Origin of the sequence: Nocardia altamirensis NBRC 108246 (assembly GCF_001612685.1) — a bacterium.
In the GTDB taxonomy this organism is placed as follows: Bacteria; Actinomycetota; Actinomycetes; order Mycobacteriales; family Mycobacteriaceae; genus Nocardia; species Nocardia altamirensis.
The window spans coordinates 17,380-36,255 of the sequence record NZ_BDAY01000106.1; the positions used below are offsets into that span (position 1 = coordinate 17,380).

The 18,876-nt window shown below is 67.6% G+C and carries 13 protein-coding genes; 8 read left to right on the top strand and 5 right to left on the bottom strand.

Going from position 1 to position 18,876, the window contains the following annotated elements; translation table 11 throughout:
• The first annotated feature begins 204 nt into the window (after positions 1 to 204).
• From NA11_RS39330 to NA11_RS39340, 3 genes are all read left to right on the top strand, one after another.
• A complete protein-coding gene (locus NA11_RS39330) occupies positions 205 to 858 on the top strand; it encodes a hypothetical protein (protein ID WP_167837832.1) in 654 nt (217 codons plus the stop codon).
• Between the two features lie 192 nt (positions 859 to 1,050).
• Positions 1,051 to 3,456 carry an endopeptidase La gene (gene lon, locus NA11_RS39335; protein WP_069167199.1) on the top strand — a complete coding sequence of 802 codons (2,406 nt, stop codon included), beginning with the start codon at positions 1,051 to 1,053 and terminating at the stop codon, positions 3,454 to 3,456.
• 109 nt (positions 3,457 to 3,565) lie between these two features.
• Complete coding sequence (locus NA11_RS39340) at positions 3,566 to 5,182, top strand: FAD-dependent monooxygenase (protein ID WP_069167190.1); 1,617 nt, start codon at positions 3,566 to 3,568, stop codon at positions 5,180 to 5,182.
• A 44-nt stretch (positions 5,183 to 5,226) separates the two neighbouring features.
• Here NA11_RS39340 and NA11_RS39345 read toward each other — a convergent pair whose 3' ends face one another.
• Positions 5,227 to 5,670, bottom strand: coding sequence for a PaaI family thioesterase (locus tag NA11_RS39345; protein WP_069167191.1), 444 nt, complete (start codon positions 5,668 to 5,670; stop codon positions 5,227 to 5,229).
• Positions 5,667 to 6,239: a TetR/AcrR family transcriptional regulator gene (locus NA11_RS39350; protein ID WP_069167200.1), complete on the bottom strand. Its 573-nt coding sequence runs from the start codon at positions 6,237 to 6,239 to the stop codon at positions 5,667 to 5,669. The genes NA11_RS39345 and NA11_RS39350 overlap by 4 nt, the downstream gene beginning before the upstream one ends.
• Positions 6,240 to 6,496: 257 nt before the next feature.
• On the opposite strand from NA11_RS39350, the gene NA11_RS45310 reads away from it, so the two are divergent.
• The 3 genes from NA11_RS45310 (at position 6,497) to NA11_RS39370 (ending at position 9,617) form a co-directional block, all read left to right on the top strand.
• Positions 6,497 to 7,384: a hypothetical protein gene (locus tag NA11_RS45310; protein ID WP_141718105.1), complete on the top strand. Its 888-nt coding sequence runs from the start codon at positions 6,497 to 6,499 to the stop codon at positions 7,382 to 7,384.
• Positions 7,385 to 7,489: 105 nt separating this feature from the next.
• On the top strand, positions 7,490 to 8,560 hold the full coding sequence (locus tag NA11_RS39365; protein ID WP_069167201.1) for a DNA polymerase IV: 1,071 nt from the start codon (positions 7,490 to 7,492) through the stop codon (positions 8,558 to 8,560).
• 61 nt (positions 8,561 to 8,621) lie between these two features.
• Complete coding sequence (locus tag NA11_RS39370) at positions 8,622 to 9,617, top strand: oxidoreductase (protein WP_069167202.1); 996 nt, start codon at positions 8,622 to 8,624, stop codon at positions 9,615 to 9,617.
• Positions 9,618 to 9,698: 81 nt separating this feature from the next.
• Here NA11_RS39370 and NA11_RS39375 read toward each other — a convergent pair whose 3' ends face one another.
• The gene (locus NA11_RS39375) at positions 9,699 to 11,210 is read right to left on the bottom strand and encodes an MFS transporter (protein WP_069167194.1); all 1,512 of its coding nucleotides are present in this window, start codon (positions 11,208 to 11,210) and stop codon (positions 9,699 to 9,701) included.
• A 125-nt stretch (positions 11,211 to 11,335) separates the two neighbouring features.
• Here NA11_RS39375 and NA11_RS39380 point away from each other — a divergent pair, with 125 nt between their 5' ends.
• Positions 11,336 to 12,052 (top strand): TetR/AcrR family transcriptional regulator, encoded by a 717-nt coding sequence (locus NA11_RS39380; protein ID WP_069167203.1) that lies wholly within the window; start codon positions 11,336 to 11,338, stop codon positions 12,050 to 12,052.
• Between the two features lie 9 nt (positions 12,053 to 12,061).
• On the opposite strand, the gene NA11_RS39385 is transcribed toward NA11_RS39380, so the two are convergent.
• Together NA11_RS39385 and NA11_RS39390 are read right to left on the bottom strand one after the other, a co-directional pair.
• Positions 12,062 to 13,009 (bottom strand): DNA-3-methyladenine glycosylase family protein, encoded by a 948-nt coding sequence (locus NA11_RS39385; protein WP_069167204.1) that lies wholly within the window; start codon positions 13,007 to 13,009, stop codon positions 12,062 to 12,064.
• A gap of 359 nt (positions 13,010 to 13,368) precedes the next feature.
• Positions 13,369 to 16,230 carry an FAD-binding and (Fe-S)-binding domain-containing protein gene (locus tag NA11_RS39390; protein ID WP_069167195.1) on the bottom strand — a complete coding sequence of 954 codons (2,862 nt, stop codon included), beginning with the start codon at positions 16,228 to 16,230 and terminating at the stop codon, positions 13,369 to 13,371.
• 442 nt (positions 16,231 to 16,672) lie between these two features.
• On the opposite strand from NA11_RS39390, the gene NA11_RS39400 reads away from it, so the two are divergent.
• A complete protein-coding gene (locus NA11_RS39400; RefSeq protein WP_069167197.1) occupies positions 16,673 to 18,553 on the top strand; it encodes an ABC transporter ATP-binding protein in 1,881 nt (626 codons plus the stop codon).
• Positions 18,554 to 18,876 lie beyond the last annotated feature (323 nt).

An 18,876-nucleotide genomic window follows, 5' to 3' on the forward strand; every position in this document is an offset into this window, starting at 1 on the left:
CTATTCAGTAGCTCTGCGCACAGTGCGTCTGCCCACTCCGCAGGTGAAACGTGGTAATCGTCACGAGATCGCGATATCCGATCAGGCGGAATTCCCAGTACCGTGTCACTGCCATGTGGAAGTAACCCATCCGTTGAGCGAGGTAGGGCCTTGATCAAGCGGTTCAGCAAGGGTGGCTCGGTGTGTGGTCGACCAGCGAGCGGCATGGATCGAAGGGCGTCGCGGATAGGTGCACTTGCCGTCATATTGCTGACCGCCGTGGCGGGTCTGGCAGTGGCACCCACCGCGGGTGCCGATGAATCCGGTTCCGGCGCGGGATCTTCGGTTGTCGGCGCGGTGCAGGCCGACGGCCGATGCGTCATAGACCGCGCCAACCCTGCCGTCACCGTCGACTCGTTGCGGTTTCACTGCACAACCGCACAGGCAGACGCGCTCTTTCTCGCTGCGGCCCCGGGCGAACGACCACAGGGCCGCGAACGATTCTGGGTCCTGCCCGCAGTCCACGTGCTCGGAGCACCCATCCCCTACCCCTTCGGCCGAGTATGGGCGGCATCGGAAGGCGTTCTCGGCGACTCCCTTACCTTCGCCCCCGGCCCCGACAAGCAGGACTGGTGCTACAAGAACTACCGCATCGGCGGCGAAGACACCGGCGGCCCGGTCACCCCCGGCCGTTCCTACGCCGACAACAAACCATCCTGGACCATCGACTTCTCCGCAGACTTCGTCGGCATTCCGATCAGTTACCACGAGTTCCGCCAAATCGCCCCCGGCGTCTGGCTCGGCTGGTCCTACTTCCTCCAAGGCTGGAACCCCACCCCAGACCTCCCCATCCACGGCAGCTACGTCATCACCGAGTAGCGGCCTTCGACTCGTCGGCAGCGTCGGGAAGGTCAACTTCTTCGCCCTCAGCGAACGAGGGGTGGATGCGGAACAAAGGGGGTGGGGGTGGGGTTGAGTTGGTATCGCTCAACTTTTGGAAGGGTCGAACTCGTGACTACACCTCAGAACTTGCCGGTGCTGTTCCTGACCGATCCGATCGTGCTGCCGGGCATGGTCGTGCCCATCGAACTGGACGAATCGGCGCAGGCCGCCATCGACGCCGCGCGCGCCGCGAAGACCGAGGCCGTGCTGCTCGCGCCGCGGCTGACCGAGGGCTATGCCTCCTACGGCGTGGTCGCCACCATCGAACAGGTCGGACGGATGCGCGGCGGCGCACCGGCGGCCGTGCTGAAGGCCGAGCGGCGCGCCAAGATCGGCCACGGAGTCACCGGACCCGGCGCTGCCCTGTGGGTGGAGGCCGAGCCGGTCGAGACACCCGCGGCGGACGGCAGGACGAAAGAGCTTGCCGCCGAATACAAGAAGCTGGTTGTCTCGGTGCTGCAGCGCCGCGAGGCCTGGCAGATCATCGACGCGGTCAATCAGCTGACCGATCCGTCGGCGATCGCCGACACCGCGGGCTACGCCCCGTACCTGTCGAACGAGCAGAAGCGGGAACTTCTCGAAACCCCCGACGTCGTCCAGCGGCTGCAGACACTGATCGAGTGGACCAAGGACCACATCGCGGAGGCCGAGGTCACCGAGAAGATCAGTGACGACGTGCGCGAGGGTCTGGAGAAGAGCCAGCGCGAGTTCCTGCTGCGCCAGCAGCTCAACGCGATCCGCAAGGAACTCGGCGAGGACGAGCCGGACGGCGCCGACGACTACCGCACCAGGATCGAGCAGGCCGACCTGCCCGACAAGGTGCGCGAGGAGGCGCTGCGCGAGGTCGGCCGGTTGGAGCGGGCCAGCGATCAGAGCCCGGAGTCCGGCTGGATCCGGACCTGGCTGGACACCGTGCTCGAACTGCCGTGGACGGTGAAAACCACCGACAGCACCGATGTTTCGGCGGCGCGCGCGGTGCTCGACGCCGATCACCACGGCTTGGACGAGGTGAAGGACCGCATGGTCGAGTACCTGGCGGTGCGCTCCCGGCGGGCCGCGCGTGGCCTCGAGGTGGTCGGCGGCCGTGGTTCCGGCGCGGTGCTCGCGCTGGTCGGTCCGCCCGGTGTCGGCAAGACCTCGCTCGGTGAGTCCGTGGCGCGCGCCATGGGCCGCAAGTTCGTCCGGGTCGCCCTCGGCGGCGTGCGCGACGAGGCCGAGATCCGTGGTCACCGGCGCACCTATGTCGGTGCGCTGCCCGGCAGGATCGTCCGCGCCATCAAGGAGGCGGGTTCGATGAATCCCGTTGTCCTGCTGGACGAGATCGACAAGGTCGGCTCGGATTTCCGCGGCGATCCCGCGGCCGCGCTGCTCGAGGTGCTCGATCCGGCGCAGAACCACACGTTCCGCGACCACTACCTCGATCTGGATCTCGACCTGTCCGATGTGCTGTTCATCGCCACCGCGAACGTGATGGAGACCATCCCGGGCCCGCTGCTCGACCGGATGGAATTGATCACCGTCGACGGCTACACCGAGGACGACAAGGTCGATATCGCCCGCGACTTCCTGGTGCCGAGGCAGCTGGAACGCAACGCGCTGACCGCCGACGAGGTGACCGTCACCGACGCGGCATTGCGTGAGATCGCCGCGAACTACACCCGGGAGGCCGGGGTGCGGCAGATGGAGCGCCTGATCGCAAAGGCGTTGCGCAAGGCGGCGACTCGCTTGTCCGAGGGCGGAAACGTTTCGACGGCAGACGAATTCGACGCGGTGGTGGCGAACCTCGGCTACGACCCCGGCCTCGGCTACGACGCGCTGGTCAAGTCGGAGAGTGCTACGGCGCCAGCGGATTCCGGCACCGCGACCAAGTCCCTCACCATCGATATCGGTGACCTGAAGGACTTCCTCGGCCGTCCCCGGTTCACCCCCGACTCGGTGGAACGTACCGCCGTGCCTGGTGTGGCCACCGGTCTCGCGGTCACCGGACTCGGCGGCGATGTCCTCTACATCGAGGCCAACGGCGCGGAGGGCGAGCGCTCGCTGACGCTGACCGGTCAGCTCGGCGACGTCATGAAGGAGTCCGCGCAGATCGCGCTGACCTACGTGCGCTCGCACCTGGAGGAGATCGGCATCGAGGCGTCGGTGCTGGATCGCAATATCCACGTGCACTTCCCGGCCGGCGCGGTCCCGAAGGACGGTCCGTCGGCGGGCGTCACCATGGTCACCGCCCTGGTGTCGCTGGCACTGGGCAGGCAGGTGCGTGCCGATGTCGGCATGACCGGCGAGGTCACCCTCAACGGTCGGGTGTTGCCGATCGGCGGCGTGAAGCAGAAGCTGCTCGCGGCGCAGCGCGCCGGGTTGAAGACGGTGTTCATCCCGGCCCGCAACGAGCCGGACCTGGACGACGTCCCTGCCGAGGTGCTTGCCGCTTTGGATGTGCGTCCAGTCGGTGACGTGGCCGAGATCTTGGCCTACGCCATCGAGCCGGTCGCCGAACCGGCATTGGACGGCCCGGCCTTCGCGGCTACGGCCTGACCTGCTCGACAAGGGCCGGGTACCCACGGGTGCCCGGCCTTTCGGCATTTCTGTGTTCTTGTCATCGTCGTGCAAGGCCGGTGCAAGCGGGTACGCACAGGATCGGAGCATGACCTCGACCCAGCAAGTGCCTGTTCTCATCGTCGGCGGTGGCCTGGTCGGACTGTCGGCCGCACTGTTCCTCGAATACCACGGCGTCCCGTTCGTGCTCGTCGAGAAGCGGACCCGGCCTTCGGTGCTGCCGCGGTCCCGTGGTGTGCACACCAGGACCGTCGAGTTGTTCCGGCAGATCGGCATCGACGCCAGGCTGCAGCGCGCGGCCGAGACGGTGTTGAAGTCGGGCCGGTTCGGCGGCGCCAGCCGGGGCGCGACGCTGGTCGACGCCGAATACCTCGACCTCGGCCGGCTCCGCAGCGAGCTGACGAATGCCGAACCGAGCCCGTCGGGCTTCTGCTTCCTGCCGCAGGTGTTGCTCGAGCCGCTGCTCGTCGAGGTGGCCGTGGAACGCGGCGGCGACCTGCGGTTCGGTGTCGAGCTGCGGGAATTCGAGGCCGACGAGACCGGCGTCACCGCCACCGTGCGCGATCAGGCAGGCGGCAGCGGGACCATCCGGGCCGACTATGTCATCGCGGCCGACGGCGCGGGCAGCCCGCTGCGGCAGGCACTCGGGATCACCGGGTGGGCGCTTCCACCGACACACCACTACATCAACGTTTTCGTCCGCGCCGACCTGACCGGGGTGCTGAACGGCCGCACCTTCAGTCAGTGCGAGATCAGCAACGACGACGTGCGCTGTCTTGTGCTGTCGAAGAACAACACCGACGAGTGGTCGTTCCACCTCGAATACGATGCGGCCGCAGAATCTTTCGCCGACTATCCCGCCGAGCGCTGTGCCGAGCTGGTGCGGGCAGCGATCGGCGTTGCCGATGTCGAGGTCGACGTGGTGGAGCGAAGCGCTTGGGACACCGGGGTATTCGTCGCGGACGAGTACCGCCGCGGCCGGATCTTCCTGGCAGGCGACGCCGCGCACAGTCACGCCCCGTGGGGCGGCTTCGGCGCCAACACCGGAATCGCCGACGTGCACAACCTGATCTGGAAACTGGCGACCGTGCTGTCCGGCACCGCCGGTCCTGCGCTGCTCGACAGCTACCAGCCGGAACGGCGACCGCGCGCGATCGTCGCCGCCGAGCAGGCCCGCCTCGGCACCGATTTCGACACGCGCTACGGCGTCGAAACTCCGGACAACGCCGCGGATCTCGCGCGTCGCATCGATGTCGGCACGGTGATGACCAAGTATCGATACGACTCGGCCGCGCTGGCGGGTGGCGCGAGCACGCCGCATGTGGAGCGCTTGACCGGCCAGGTCGGCACGCGGGCGCCGCACACGTGGATCGATCGCGCGCAGCGGATTTCGACACTGGACCTCTGCGGCCCCGGCTTCGCGCTGCTGGTCACCGGCGCGTCGGCCGCATGGCGGGATGCGGTCTCGGACGCGCAGTGGGACACCGGGATCGACATCACCGTGCACGCGCTCCCGATTGCCGAATGGGCGGACCGTACCGGTCTTTCCGAGGGCGGTGCCTTGCTGGTGCGGCCCGACGGGTTCGTCGCGGCACGGTCCGACGAGGGACTGGCGCCGTCGACGCTTGCGTCGACGCTTCGTGCGGTGACCGGCGGATCACCCAGTGCTGTGTGGACTTCCGATGACGCAACAGTGGACGCCTGACCCGGGCAACCCCTCGTGCCCGGGTGGCGCCTACTCCGCGCCGATCACGCGCCGTCGCCGCCGAGTTCGCGGTCGACCGCGCGCGCAGTGCCCTGCGCCACCGCACACAGCACCGACGCGCCGTCGGCTTTCTCGGCATAGATCTCGCAGCGGACCACCGCTTGGCGGCGAGTTGCCCCGCTGACCCTTGCCTCGGCCCGCAGCCGAATACCCGCGGCCGGACGCAGGTACGTAATGGTGAAGCCGCTGGTGAGCACGTTCGCGCCGAGCGCGGTGCCTGCGGCGAAGGTGAGCGCGTTGTCGGCCGCGTAGGCGAGCACACCGCCGTGTACGAGGCCGAACTGCTGCCCGAGTTCGGGGCGGATCGGGATCGCCAGTGTCACGAAGTCGGCGCCGAACTCGGCGATCTCGGTGCCGACCAGCATGGCGAAAGGCTGTGCGGCGAGGACCTTTTCGGCGAGGTCGCGGTCGATGGTGGTGGCGTTCATGAGTTTCCTGTCGTTCGAGACGCGGACAGCGTCGACCATGCGGCGTCGGCGAGTTCGTCGGCGACAACGCTCGGCGAGGCGAGCATGTCGCCGCTCAACCACTGCCGCGAGTACTCCTGCGCAGGCCCGAGCCACAGCGCGTACACCAGGTCGAGGCTGAGATCGCGCACCGCCCCGTAGCCGGCGTGCATGCGCCACCAGCGCGCGACGTTGCGCATGAATTCGCGGTTGCTGTCGCTCTCCCGCACTCCTGGTGGCCGGGCGGAGATGAGCACCTGTGCCCGGTACTGGTTTTCGGCGATCCAGCGCAGGTGTTCGCGAACTCCGGCGGTCACCCCTTCGCGTGCGTCCGCGCTGTCGCCGATGACTGCCCAGAAGTGCTGTTGGTAGTCCGCGAGTGCGCGCTCCCACACCTGCCGATACAGGTCCGCCTTGTCCGGAAAGTGGTGGTAGAGGGCGCCGACGCTGGCACCCGCGGCCTCGCGGATCTGCGCGAGCGTCGCGTCCAACGCCCCCCGTTCCGCGAACTGCCGCTCGGCCGCCATCAGCAACCGATCTCGAATCTTCACATCCAGAATATAATTCTGTTTGCTGACCGGCACAAGATGCGGCTATTTCTTTCCAGATGATCGACTGCCGCCGCCCCTGGCAGGGCCGACGGCTGACACCGCCTCGGCGGCAAAGTGCAAAGGATCGGCTGCTGGATCGCGTGCGGCCCCGAGTCAGACGGCTCCCCACTGGTGCGGACAGCGCGACATCTCCCTGCGCTATTTCACGGCTACAGTGCTCACCGATAGTTTCCCCGGCCACTGCGACAGGAATCTCGATGAGTGGGACGGGTGGCCGCGAAATCATCGCGAAAATGCTCCAGATAACCAAGCGCCTAACCGCCGCGATCGTCGACAAAGCCGACCCGCGAATCAGCGAAAAATACCACGAAGTTCCGAATGCGATACGGGACGGCCTTAAACGGGTCGAACACAAAGACGCGCAGTTTGAACTCGAGTTGGACAAAACCGGTCACGCTGGAGGGCAGTTCCCTGGCCACGGAACACATGCTCCCGAGCAGCCAGACGCACCCCTGCTCGTCGCGGACGAGCTCGACAGATTGCACCACTCGGGCGCCCGAGCACGATGGGCGAACTTTCATTCGGCGGAGGTGTCGCGGCGGGAATTCGAGGCTTGGATAATATCGCCGACCGAAGGACCGCTGCCAGCCCTGCACCCGGACTCTGCGATGAATTGCTGGGAAATAATAGAGCGAGTCGGAGTCGAGGTGGGCGTGGTTACTCACGCTGAGCTGCACAGACTTTATGAGCCCGTTTCCAAGCACCGGCGGAGGTGGTGGGTTGGCTGGCCGAAGAATTGGGCAGATGATATGGCGCGGGAACTCCTGCCGCATGGGAAGCGGCGTTACGTTCCCGGGGATCCCGCCGGTCCGCAACCGCAGCGCGGCGATGTGGTCATGTGGGGGAAGGGCGACCATGTAGTGGTGGCGACCGGGCGCATGAGCGATGACGGGTCTCCTGAGGTGTACTCGTTCTGGCCACCTCCGAAGGACCGTCTGACCAAGGACCCGGCCACCGGATCCTGGGGCGCGGTGACCGATGCCGTCCAGATTTCGAGCATCGACAGATTGACTCCCTTCCTCAGAAAAGACACCAAATATGCTGAGCCGTCGCCCGAGGTTTGGTTCGGGAGGGGGCCGTGGTAGTCAGGATCCTCGTTGGTGATTCTGGACTGTGCGAGATCGTGCTCTCGCAGCTGGATATCGACGCGGAAATGCGCACTTGTCACCCTGGTGCGGTATGACGGACACATGGCCAGATGGCTGTTGCATGTCGATCTCGATCAGTTCCAGGCCGCGGTGGAGTTCCGTCGGCATCCGGAGCTGCGCGGCCTGCCGGTCATCGTCGGCGGCAACGGCGATCCGACCGAGCCGCGCAAGGTGGTCACCTGCGCGTCCTACCCGGCGCGGGCGTTCGGTGTCCGGGCGGGCATGGCCTTGCGCAGCGCCCAGCGCAAATGCCCGGAAGGTGTGTTCCTGCCGCTGGACATGACCACCTACGAGGAGGCGTCCGACGAGGTGATGTCGCTGTTGCGCACCTTCCCCGGCCGGGTGGAGGTGTGGGGCTGGGACGAGGCGTTCCTGGCCGCCGACACCGACGACCCGGAGGCATTGGCCCGCGAAATCCGCAGCGCCATCGAGAAATTGGACCTCACCTGCGCGATCGGCATCGGCGACAACAAGCTCACCGCCAAGCTGGCTACCGGCTTCGCCAAGTCGATCGGCAAGTCCGCCGCCGCGCAGCCCACCGACGCGGGCGGTGCCGCAGGCATCTTCCGGCTCACCGCGGCGAACTGGACCGAGGTGATGGCGCACCGTCCGACAAATGCCCTGTGGGGCATCGGATCCCGGATCGCCGCCCGCCTCGCCGACCTCGGCATCGACACCGTCGCCGACCTGATGGCGGCCGACCGGCATCGCCTCGCCGCCGAGTTCGGCCCGAACACCGGCCCCTACCTCTGGGTCCTCGGCCACGGCAAGGGCGACACCGACGTGACCACCGAGCCACGAGTCCCGGTGGGCCGCAGCAAGTCCGAGACCTTCCCGCACGACCTCACCGAACGCGCCGACATCCGCGCCCAGGTGGCCCGCCTCGCCACCGAGGTCGCCGAGGAGATGGCCGCGGCGGGCCGCATCGGCACCAGAGTCTCGGTCACCGTGCGCACCAACACTTTCTACACCCGAAGCAAGCAGGAAAAGCTGCCTGCGCCGACCATCGATCCCGCCGAGATCAGCGAAACCGCGCTCCGCATCGTCGACAGGTTCGAGCTGGATCGCCCGGTCCGGCTGCTCGGCGTTCGCCTCGAACTCGTCCCCGAATAGTTCGCCTCGCCTCCCCCGTGGATCCGCCCGGCGGAGCGTCGACGCTCGTATGCTCGTCCGCATGGAGTTCTGGGCGATGGTGGCGCATGAATCGGATGGCGGGATCGTTCTCACCAAACAGGAGGTGGGCGAGGACTTCCTCGGGCCTGGTGACATGACGATCAAGGTGCACTTCTCCAGCGCGAACTTCAAGGACGGGCTGGCAATCACCACGGGTGGCGGGGTGGTCCGCAAGTACCCGATCATCCCCGGCATCGACATCACCGGCGAGGTGGTCTCCTCCGAGGACGAGGATTTCGCCCCCGGTGACCTGGTGGTGGCGCACGGCTACGACATCGGCGTTTCGCACAACGGCGGGTTCGCCGAGTACGCCAGGGTGCCTGCGGACTGGGTGGTCAAGCTCGACGGACTGAGCCTGCGCGACGCCGCGGCACTCGGCACCGCGGGCTTCACCGCAGGGCTGAGCGTGCAGTCCCTGCTCGACCGGGGACTCACCCCGGAGACGGGCGCGGTGCTGGTCACCGGCGCGACCGGCGGTGTCGGCAGCGTGAGCATCGACATCCTGTCCGGCCTCGGCTTCGAGGTCATCGCCTCCACCGGCAAGACCGACGCGGGCGACCTGCTCGCCGAGCTCGGCGCCAACGAGGTGATCGGCAGGCTGCCCGAGGACCCCGACGCCAAGCCGCGGCCGCTGGCCAAGGCCCGCTGGGCGGGCGCCGTCGACAGTGTCGGCGGCAAGTCGCTCGCCTACATTCTCAGCGCCATCGGTTACGGCGGCGCGGTCGCGGTGAGCGGCCTGACCGGCGGCTCCGGCCTGCCGACCACGGTCATGCCGTTCATCCTGCGCAGCGTCGCGTTGCTCGGCATCGATTCGGCCTACGTTCCGATCGAGAAGCGTCGCGAACTGTGGACCCGCCTCGGCAACGAGCTGCGCCCGCAACACCTTTCGACGCTGACGCACGTCGCTCCCGTCACCGAGGCGGCCGAGGTCCTCGCGTCCATCCAAGGTGGCAGTCACACCGGTCGCACTGTCTTCAGTGTGCTCGGCGAATTCTGAACCAACCCACAACCTTCGACACCCACAACCGGCCCGATCGGCATCCGCCGATCGGGCCGGTTTCGGGTGAATCCTGTTGCGCTACTTCACCAGTGCCGCCTCCTCGGCCACCTCGACCTGCGCAGGCTTCTTGCTGCGCATGACGAACAGGGCAACGATCGCGCCGGACAGGATGCCGACACCGCCTGCGACGAAGCTGGCCGACATGGCCGAGGTGAACGCTTCCCTTGCCGTGCTGAGGAGTTCGCTGTCGCCGGTGGCGGCGGCCAGCGCCAGCGCATCACTGATCGAGTGCTTGGCGATCTCGGGCGCCGAGTCGGGCATGGTGCTGGTGAAGGTGCTGGACAGAATGCTGCCGAGGATTGCGATGCCGAGGGCGGCGCCCGCCTGCTGGATGGTGTCGTTCAGCGCCGAGCCGACACCGGCCTGCTCCGTCGGCACCGCGCTCATCAGTGCGGCGATGGCCGCGGGCTGCGCGAGGCCGGCACCGGCGCCGAGCACAACCAGCGCGACGGCGAGCATGCCGAAACCGCTGTCCGCGGACAGGCTCGCCAGCAGGCCGAGGCCGACGGTCGAGATGAGCATGCCGGTGACGGCGAGCGTGCGGTTGCCGACTTTGGTGCCGAGACCAGCGCCGAGTCCGTTGCACACGATGGAGGCGAGCATCATCGGGATGAACGCCAGCCCGGCCTTGGTCGGTGAGTAGCCGAGCACGAACTGCAGGTACTGGGTCAGCACCAGCAGCAGACCACCGTTGGCGACCTGGACCAGGGTCAGTGACAGGCTGCCGCCGGAGAAGTCGCGGTTGCGAAACAGCTGCAGCGGCACCATCGGGTGTTCGACGCGGGTCTCCCACACCAGGAAGGCGACGAGCGCGACAACGGCGATGGCGAGCGTGATCAGCGTCGACGCGTGATCGAAACCGCCCTTGGGGAATTCGATGATGGTCCACACCAGCGCGGTCATGCCGACCATGGAGAGCACCGCGCCCGGCACGTCGGGCTTGGTCCTCGGCCCCTTGGACTCCGGCATCAGCACCAGCGCGGCGATGATGGCGACGGCGGCGACCGGGATGTTGATCAAAAACGCCGCGCCCCACCAGAAGTGGGCGATCAGCACGCCGCCGAGCACCGGGCCGCCGACCAGGCCGAGCACCGAGGCGGCACTCCAGAAGCTCATCGCCTTGCGGCGTTCGTCGTCGTCGAACACGGTGATCAGGATCGACAGCGTGCTCGGAAGGACAAGCGCGCCACCGATACCCATCACGGTGCGGGCGATGATCATCTCGATCGGGCTCGTCGCCAGCGTCGCGCCGAGTGAGGCGACGCCGAACAGGACTAGGCCGATGAGCATCACCCGGCGCCTGCCGAACCGGTCGGCGAGGCTGCCCGAGGTGAGCAGCAGACCGGCGAAGACCAGGATGTAGGAGTCCAGGATCCACTGGATGTCCTGTGCGCTCGCGTTCAGATCCTCGGCCAGCGGCGGCACCGCCACGGCGAGCACGAAGTTGTCGATGACCAGGACCAGCGCGCTGAGGCACAGCACGATCAGAATCCACCAGCGTTTCGGGTTGCGGGTGTCCGTCACGTCCATCGGAAGCTCTCTTCTCACAGTGTTGCGTACGACGTTTGCTTGTTGCGAACAATGTACGCATCGATTCAGCGCGTTCGCAAGTGCGAACATCGTGCGCTATGCTCGGTGCAACAGAAGGAGTCGCGATGCCCGCGGAAAAACAGCAGGTCGGATCGGTGTGGACGCGCCCGCGGCGGGGCAGGGAACAGCCTGCGCTGACCAGGGAACACATCGTCACCGAGGCGGTAGCCCTGCTCGACGCCGAGGGCATGGAGGCGCTGACCATGCGCCAGCTCGGTACCCGGCTCAATGCCGGCGCGACCTCGCTCTACCGGCACGTCGCCAACCGAGACGAGCTCATCGAGCTGGTCGTCGACGAGGTCTACGGCGAGATCAGGGTTCGTGCGATCACCGACGGGGCGGACTGGCGCTCGGCCGCCGAGGACTGCGCCGAAAGCGTGCGCGCGATGATCCTGCGCCATCCGTGGATGGCTTCGACGCTTGGCCAGGTCGGGCTGTCGTACCTCGGCCCGAACGTCATGCAACTCAACGACGGCTTGGTCGGGCTGTTCGAGGTGGGCGGGTTCCCCGCGCAGGAGACGGGCGATGCCATCAGCGCGCTGATGAGCTATGTGATCGGGATGGGCATCGCCGAGGCCGCCTGGCTGGCGATGCTCACCAGGTCAGGGCAGACGGAGCAGGAATTCGTGGCGCAGCTGCGACCGGCGGCCGAGGCCGCGGCGAAGGACTATCCGCGATTCCAGCAGAACGACTGGGACAGCGACCCGACGGAAGTGCGCGACCGGAAGTTCCGCTACGGCCTGGTCCGGATCCTGGACGGGCTCGAGGCGCGGCGCAGCTGAGCCGGTCCGTCAGTGCCAGGTGTGATCGGTCAGCGGGGTGCGCGGGCCGAACTTCGGCTTGTGCGCCTGGCCGCTGACCTCCAACAGGCGCACGGCCCGATAACGGTGCGGCCGAAGCGGTTCCAGGTATTCGACCATGGTGTCGTCGTCGATCGCATGGCCGAGCAGGGTCCAGCCGACGACCGCCGCGAGATGGAAATCGCCGACCGACAACGCATCCGCGTCACCGAAGGCGCGCTGGGCGATCTCGGCGGCGGTCCACACGCCGATACCGGGGATCGTCCGCAGCCTGCGGGCGGCTTCGGCGGGGTCGACATCCGCTGCCCGCTCCAGCGAGTCCGCCACTCTGGCGGCGCGCACGATCGTCTGGGCGCGCTGCGGGCCGACGTTGGCGCGATGGAACGCCCAGGACGGCACCCGCCGCCAGGTGTCGGCGTCGGGCGGCAGCCGCAGGCCCTCCGGTGCCGGGCCCGGTGCGGGATCGCCGAACTGCCGCACCAGCTTTCGCCACGAGGTGCGGGCGGAGATGGTGTGCACCTTCTGCTCGAGCACTGCGGGGACCAGTGCCTCGAAAACCAGGCCGGTGCGCAGCATCCGCAGTCCGGGGAACCGGCGATGCGCCTCGACGAGCTTGGGATGGTCCGGGACGAAGTTGCCAACGTCCTCGTCCAGGCAGAGCATGTGGTCGAGCCCGTCCAGGAATTCCCCGGCGCCGGGCCCCCACGCCTGCGCGTGCACCGCGCACGGGCCTGACTGGGTCAGTCGGTAGGTGACCGGCCCGGTCGACATGCGGGAGGCGTGCCAGTGCGCGCCGTCGCCGGTCGTGCGGTGGCACGGATCGCCTGCGCCGCGGCGCAGCGGGGCGATGGTGCAGGCGAGGTCGATCGGACGGTCGGACGTCACGGTCCTGGTCGGACCGGTGGGGTCAACTTCCGGCTCGACCGTCGCGTTACGCATCGGTTCATTCTGCCCGACGGCGTGGTGCGGAATGTGGTGGACTCCACCATCGGTCGGCAAGCTCCTCGCGCCCAACGTAATTCGACGTTATTCGATGCCGATTCTGCATCAATGCAGTTCCCCGGTATTTTGTAACGCGACGAATAAGAGTGGCGATATTGGTGCGATCGGCAAACAGCTGGCAGTCGCCACATGGAGGTATTCATGATCACCAACGTGCTCAACTGGTTGCTCAACGCCTGGGGTGGCGTTTCCGCAGGCAGCTCGGGTTATCAGATCCCGCCGGGCACCCTGCCGTTCGGCAGCTGATCCCGGTGCACGCGCTCGCCGTGCGGTGACCCGGCGAGCGCGCCAAAGTCTCACTGGTCCAGCAGGAATTGGGCGAGATGGCGGGCGGAGCGGTCGGCCAGCTGGTTGGCCTGGGTACGGCAGGAGAAGCCGTCGGCGAGGAAGACGGCCTCGTCTTCGGCACCGCGCAGTGCGGGCAGCATGCCGTTCTCGGCTACTGCGACCGAAATGTCGTAATGGCCGCGCTGCATTCCGAAATTTCCCGCGAGACCACAGCATCCGGTGATTTCAGTCACATTCATACCCATTGTGGTTAACAACCGGCGATCGGCGTCGAATCCGAGAATCGCGTGGTGATGGCAATGTGGTTGCACGACCACAGTTCGCGGTGAATGTCGCGGTGGGCGCCAGTCGGGTTGTTCGGTGAGGAACTCGGCGAGCGTGCGCACGGCACGCGCGGTCGCGGCCGCGCGGGGATCGTCAGGAAACAGTTCGGGCAGATCCGAGCGCAGCACCGCGGTGCACGACGGCTCCAAGCCGACCACGAGACCGCCTGCGCGCACGTGCGCGTCCAGCTCGGTCATGGTGGCGCGCAAGCGTTTCCTGGCACCGTCCAGCTGGCCGGTGCTGATCCAGGTGAGTCCGCAGCACACCCGGCGTTCGGGAATGCGGACCCGGTAGCCGAGTGACTGCAGCAATTGTGCTGCGGCCAGCGCTATTTCGGGGTCGAAGGCATCGGTGAAGGTGTCGATCCACAACATGACCTCGGGCAGGCGCGCCGTGGAGCCTGCGGACGTCGGGCCGGGTGCCGACGTTGTTGCCATGAGATCGGCGGACATGAGTTCCGGTCCCGTGGGATCGCCCGCAGGCAGCTCGCCGCCGAGGTCGCGCCAGATGCGGCGAAAGCTGCGCTCCGCCAGGCGCGGCACTTCGCGACGTGGATCAATACCCGCCGCGCGCAAGCCGATTCGGCGCAGGACCGCGACTTCGGCGATGGCGTTCGCGGCGCGGGGCAGCCGGGTCGCGGCGGCCAGCCATCGGGGCAGCCAGCCGAGGGAGTAGTGGTCGAGTGGGCGTGGGCGGCGCCGATACCGGCGATACAAGGCCTCGGCCTTGTAGGTGGCGACATCGACCCCCGCCGGGCAGTCGGAACGACATGCCTTGCAGGACAAGCAGAGATCGAGTGACTCGGCCACCGCGTCGGACGACCAGGGCAACGCGCCCCTGACCACCTCCTGCAACACCCGCGCGCGGCCGCGGGTGCTGTCCTTCTCGTCCTTGGTGGCCAGGTAGGACGGGCACATGAAACCACCGGCGGCGCGGGTGTCCGCACGGCACTTGCCGACACCGACACAGCGGTGCACCGCAGTGCTCATATCCCCGTGGTCATGGGGAAAGGCGAAGCCCGCCATCGGTATTGCCGGAATTCCGGCCACCCGCAGGTCGGCGTCGATCGGCCGTGGATCGATGAGGACGCCGGGGTTCAGCACGTTCGCCGGGTCGAAAAGGGCCTTGTATCCGGCGAATACGTCGAGCACCGTGCGGGAGTACATGACGGAGAGCAGCTCAGAGCGGGCGCGACCGTCACCGTGCTCGCCGGACAGCGAACCGCCGTGGCTGACCACCAGCTCGGCGGCATCGAACAGGAAGCGCCGGAAGCGTTGCGGGGCATCGGCGATCGGCAGATCGAGCCGGACATGGATGCAGCCGTCGCCGATGTGGCCGTACAGCAGTCCGTCCACGCCGTGTTCGGCGGTCAGGTCGGCGAAGTCGCGGAGGTAGGCGCCGAGTCGCTCCGGCGGCACCGCCGCGTCCTCCCAGCCGGGCCAGGCCGGATGTCCGTCCGCGGTGCGGCCGGCCAGGCCTGCGCCATCCGCGCGGATATGCCAGAGTGCTGCCGCGGCAACGGGATCGGTGACGATGCGGGAGTCGAGTGCGTCGACGGTGCGGCACAGCTGTTCGGCGCGGGCCAGCGCATCGGCCTTGTTCTCGCCCGCGGACTCCACGAACAACCAGCCGCCGCCACGTGGTAGCTCGGGAACGGCGCCGCGATGCGTACGCACCACATCGACCAACCGGGCATCGATGCCCTCGACCGCGGTCGGCGCGGTCGCCATCACCGCCGCGACATTGTCTGCGGCGGTGGCGATGTCGGGGTAGCCGAGCACGGTGAGCACGGTGGACTTCGGCAGCGGCACCAGCTCGACGGTTGCGTCGAGCAGCAGACCGCAGGTGCCCTCTGTGCCGACGAACGCCTTCGCCACCGCGGAACCACGTTCCGGCAGTAGATGTTCGAGCCCGTACCCGGAGGCCTGCCGGTCGAAGCGGCCGAGCTCCGTGCGCAGCACCGCGAGATTCGCCATGGTGAACTCGGCGAGTCCCGGCAGGACGGACAGGTCGTCGGACAACCTCCGCTCGGTGCAGCCGCCGTCGAGAATCCGCAGCTCCCGCACCGTATCCGAGGTACGCCCCCAGGCCACCGCGCGCGGCCCGCACGCGTTGTTGCCGATCATCCCGCCCAGCGTGCACCGATTCTGCGTCGACGGATCCGGCCCGAAGCGTAGCCCGTGCGGCCGTGCCGCCCGCTGCAATTCCGACAGCACCACACCCGGCTGTACGTGCGCGACCCGTGCTTGCGGGTCGATGTCGATGATGCGATTCATGTGCCGACTGAAGTCCAGCACGAGGCCAGTCCCGATCGCGTTCCCGGCCACCGAGGTCCCGCCCCCACGCGCCGTCACCGACAGTCCGTTCTCGCCCGCGAATTCGAGTGCGGCGGCCACGTCCTCGTCGTCACGCGGAAACACGACCGCCTCCGGCAACACCCGATAGTTCGACGCGTCCGACGAATACTCCGCCCGCCGCCGCTGCGACCCGTCGACCTCACCCGCGATCCTGCCCCGCAGCCCCGCTACCACTCGGTTCTCGATCACTTCGTCAGCCTAGGCCCGCCATCCTCGCGCGCCGGTCGTCGCGGATGCGTGACGCGCGCTTGCCACCTGTCGCGAGGGCGATCCCTGCGCTGCTCGGTCGCGGCGAGGGAGCGATGTCTGTTGTCTGTCGTGGCGATAGAGCGGCCTGCGCGCCGAGCTGCGCAGCTCACCACCACCGATGCCCTTGGTCAGGTCGGTGACACCGGACAGTGGGGTGCCACTCAGATCGATCTGACGGAGCAGCCCGAACAGCGCTCTGTCGCGGGAACGACGCGCGCTCCCCGCGACGGGCAACATGCGGGAGTCAACTGGGCTTTTGGGGTGGTATTTCGCTGAGCGCGGAATCAGGAACGCGCGGAAACGACTTGCTCTCAACTTTTGTTGAGGTTTTAGTGTCGGTAGGCAGGACTTTGATGGGTGGGGACCGAGAGGGAGTGTCGACGTGAGTATCGAATCGGTGGCGTGGAGCCAGATGTACCGGCGGGCCAACGCACCGCAGGAGCAGCGGCCGTTCAGCATGGCGACGGCCAAGCGCATCCTGCGGTTCGCTACGCCGCATCGCCGCCGGATCGGGGTGTTCCTGCTCTTCAGCGTGGTGTCTGCGCTGCTTGCGGTGGCGACGCCGGTGCTGGCGGGCCGGATCGTCAACAACATCGTCGGCGGCGCGGCGCCGCGCATCGTGGTCACCCTCGCGCTGATCGTCGCCGTGCTCGCGATCTTCGACGCGGCGCTCGGGCTCGGTATTCGCTGGCTGTCCTCGCGCATCGGCGAGGGACTCATCCTCGATCTGCGGACTGCGGTCTTCGACCACGTGCAGCAGATGCCGATCGCGTTCTTCACCCGGACGCGGACCGGCGCGTTGGTAAGCCGGTTGAACAACGACGTGATCGGCGCACAGCGCGCCTTCAGCGACACCCTCTCCGGCGTGGTCGCCAACCTGGTCACCTTGGCGCTCACCCTCGGCGTGATGCTCAGCATCTCCTGGCAGATCACCATGATCTCCCTCGTACTGCTGCCGGTGTTCGTGATTCCGGCCCGCCGCATGGGCAACCGTCTCGCCGACATGCAGCGTGAGGCGGCCAAGCTGAACGCCGCCATGAGCACGCAGATGACCGAACGCTTCTCCGCGCCGGGCGCCACCCTGGTGAAACTCTTCGGCCGCCCGCACCAGGAATCCGACGAGTTCGCCCTGCGGGCAAGCCGGGTGCGCGATATCGGTGTCCGCACTTCGATGCTGCAGACCATCTTCGTCACCTCGCTCACCCTGGTGTCCGCGCTGGCCATCGCCCTCGTCTACGGACTCGGCGGCTGGTACGCCCTGCGCGGTCAGCTCGACGCGGGCGCGGTTGTCGCGCTGTCATTGCTGCTGACCAGGCTGTACACCCCGCTGACGGCACTGGCCAGCGCGCGCATGGAGATCATGGCCGCGCTCGTGAGCTTCGAGCGCGTCTTCGAGGTCCTCGATCTGAAACCACTGATCGAGGACGCCTCCGACGCGGTGGCGGTACCGGAAGGCCCCGTCGCCGTCGAACTCGACAACGTGACCTTCGGCTACCCCGCCGCCGACAAGGTCTCCCTGGCCTCGCTCGAAGACGTCGCCACCTTGGACACCCGCGGCGGCGTCGAGGTACTGCACAACGTCTCGCTCCGCGCCGAGCCCGGCCAGCTCATCGCCCTCGTCGGCTCCTCGGGCGCAGGCAAATCCACCGTCGCCCAACTGGTTTCCCGCCTCTACGACGTCGACGGCGGCGCGGTCCGCCTGAACGGCACCGACGTCCGAGCACTGACCACCCGATCCCTCCGCGAAACAGTCGGCCTGGTCACCCAGGACGGCCACCTGTTCCACGACACCATCCGCGCCAACCTCCTGCTGGCCCGCCCCGAAGCCACCGAACCCGAACTCTGGGATGCCTTGCAGCGCGCGCGGTTACGCGACCTGGTCGAATCTCTCGCCGACGGCCTGGACACGGTGGTCGGTGAACGCGGCTACCGCCTCTCCGGCGGCGAACGTCAACGCCTGACCATCGCCCGGCTACTGCTCAAGCAACCCCGCGTGGTGATCCTCGACGAAGCGACCGCCTCTTTGGACTCCACCTCGGAAGCTGCTGTCCAGGAAGCACTCTCGGAAGCGCTGGCAGGCCGCACCGCCCTGGTGATCGCCCACCGGCTTTCGACTATCCGTGCTGCCGACCAAATTCTGGTTCTGGAAGACGGTCGAATCATCGAGCGGGGGACCCACCCCCAGCTTCTGGCCGCCGAAGGTCGCTACGCCGAGCTGTACCGGACGCAGTTCGCTGAAGGGCCTACGCCTGTAGCTGCCTGAACAGATGCCAACTCCCCTCCGCCAGGCCAGGATCGAGGAGTCATGAGTGATCTGGCGCTGGCGACGGTATGGGTTGCCGCGGTCAGGTCCCACTCGAGGGGCTATCGCCCCGCGAGTGGTACATGGTTGAGGCGACACGCCGCAAACGCCTCCGTCATGTACCACTCGTGACCCTCGACCCGTGCGAACGAGACATGGCTGCACCAACTCTCGCGCCGGAACCCCCTCCGAGGTGGCAAGCCTCGCGTTGGCGTGAGAGAAGTGGTTGCCGGGCCCATCGGCGTGAGAGGAATGGTTGCCGAGGCGCGTTGGCGTGAGAGAAG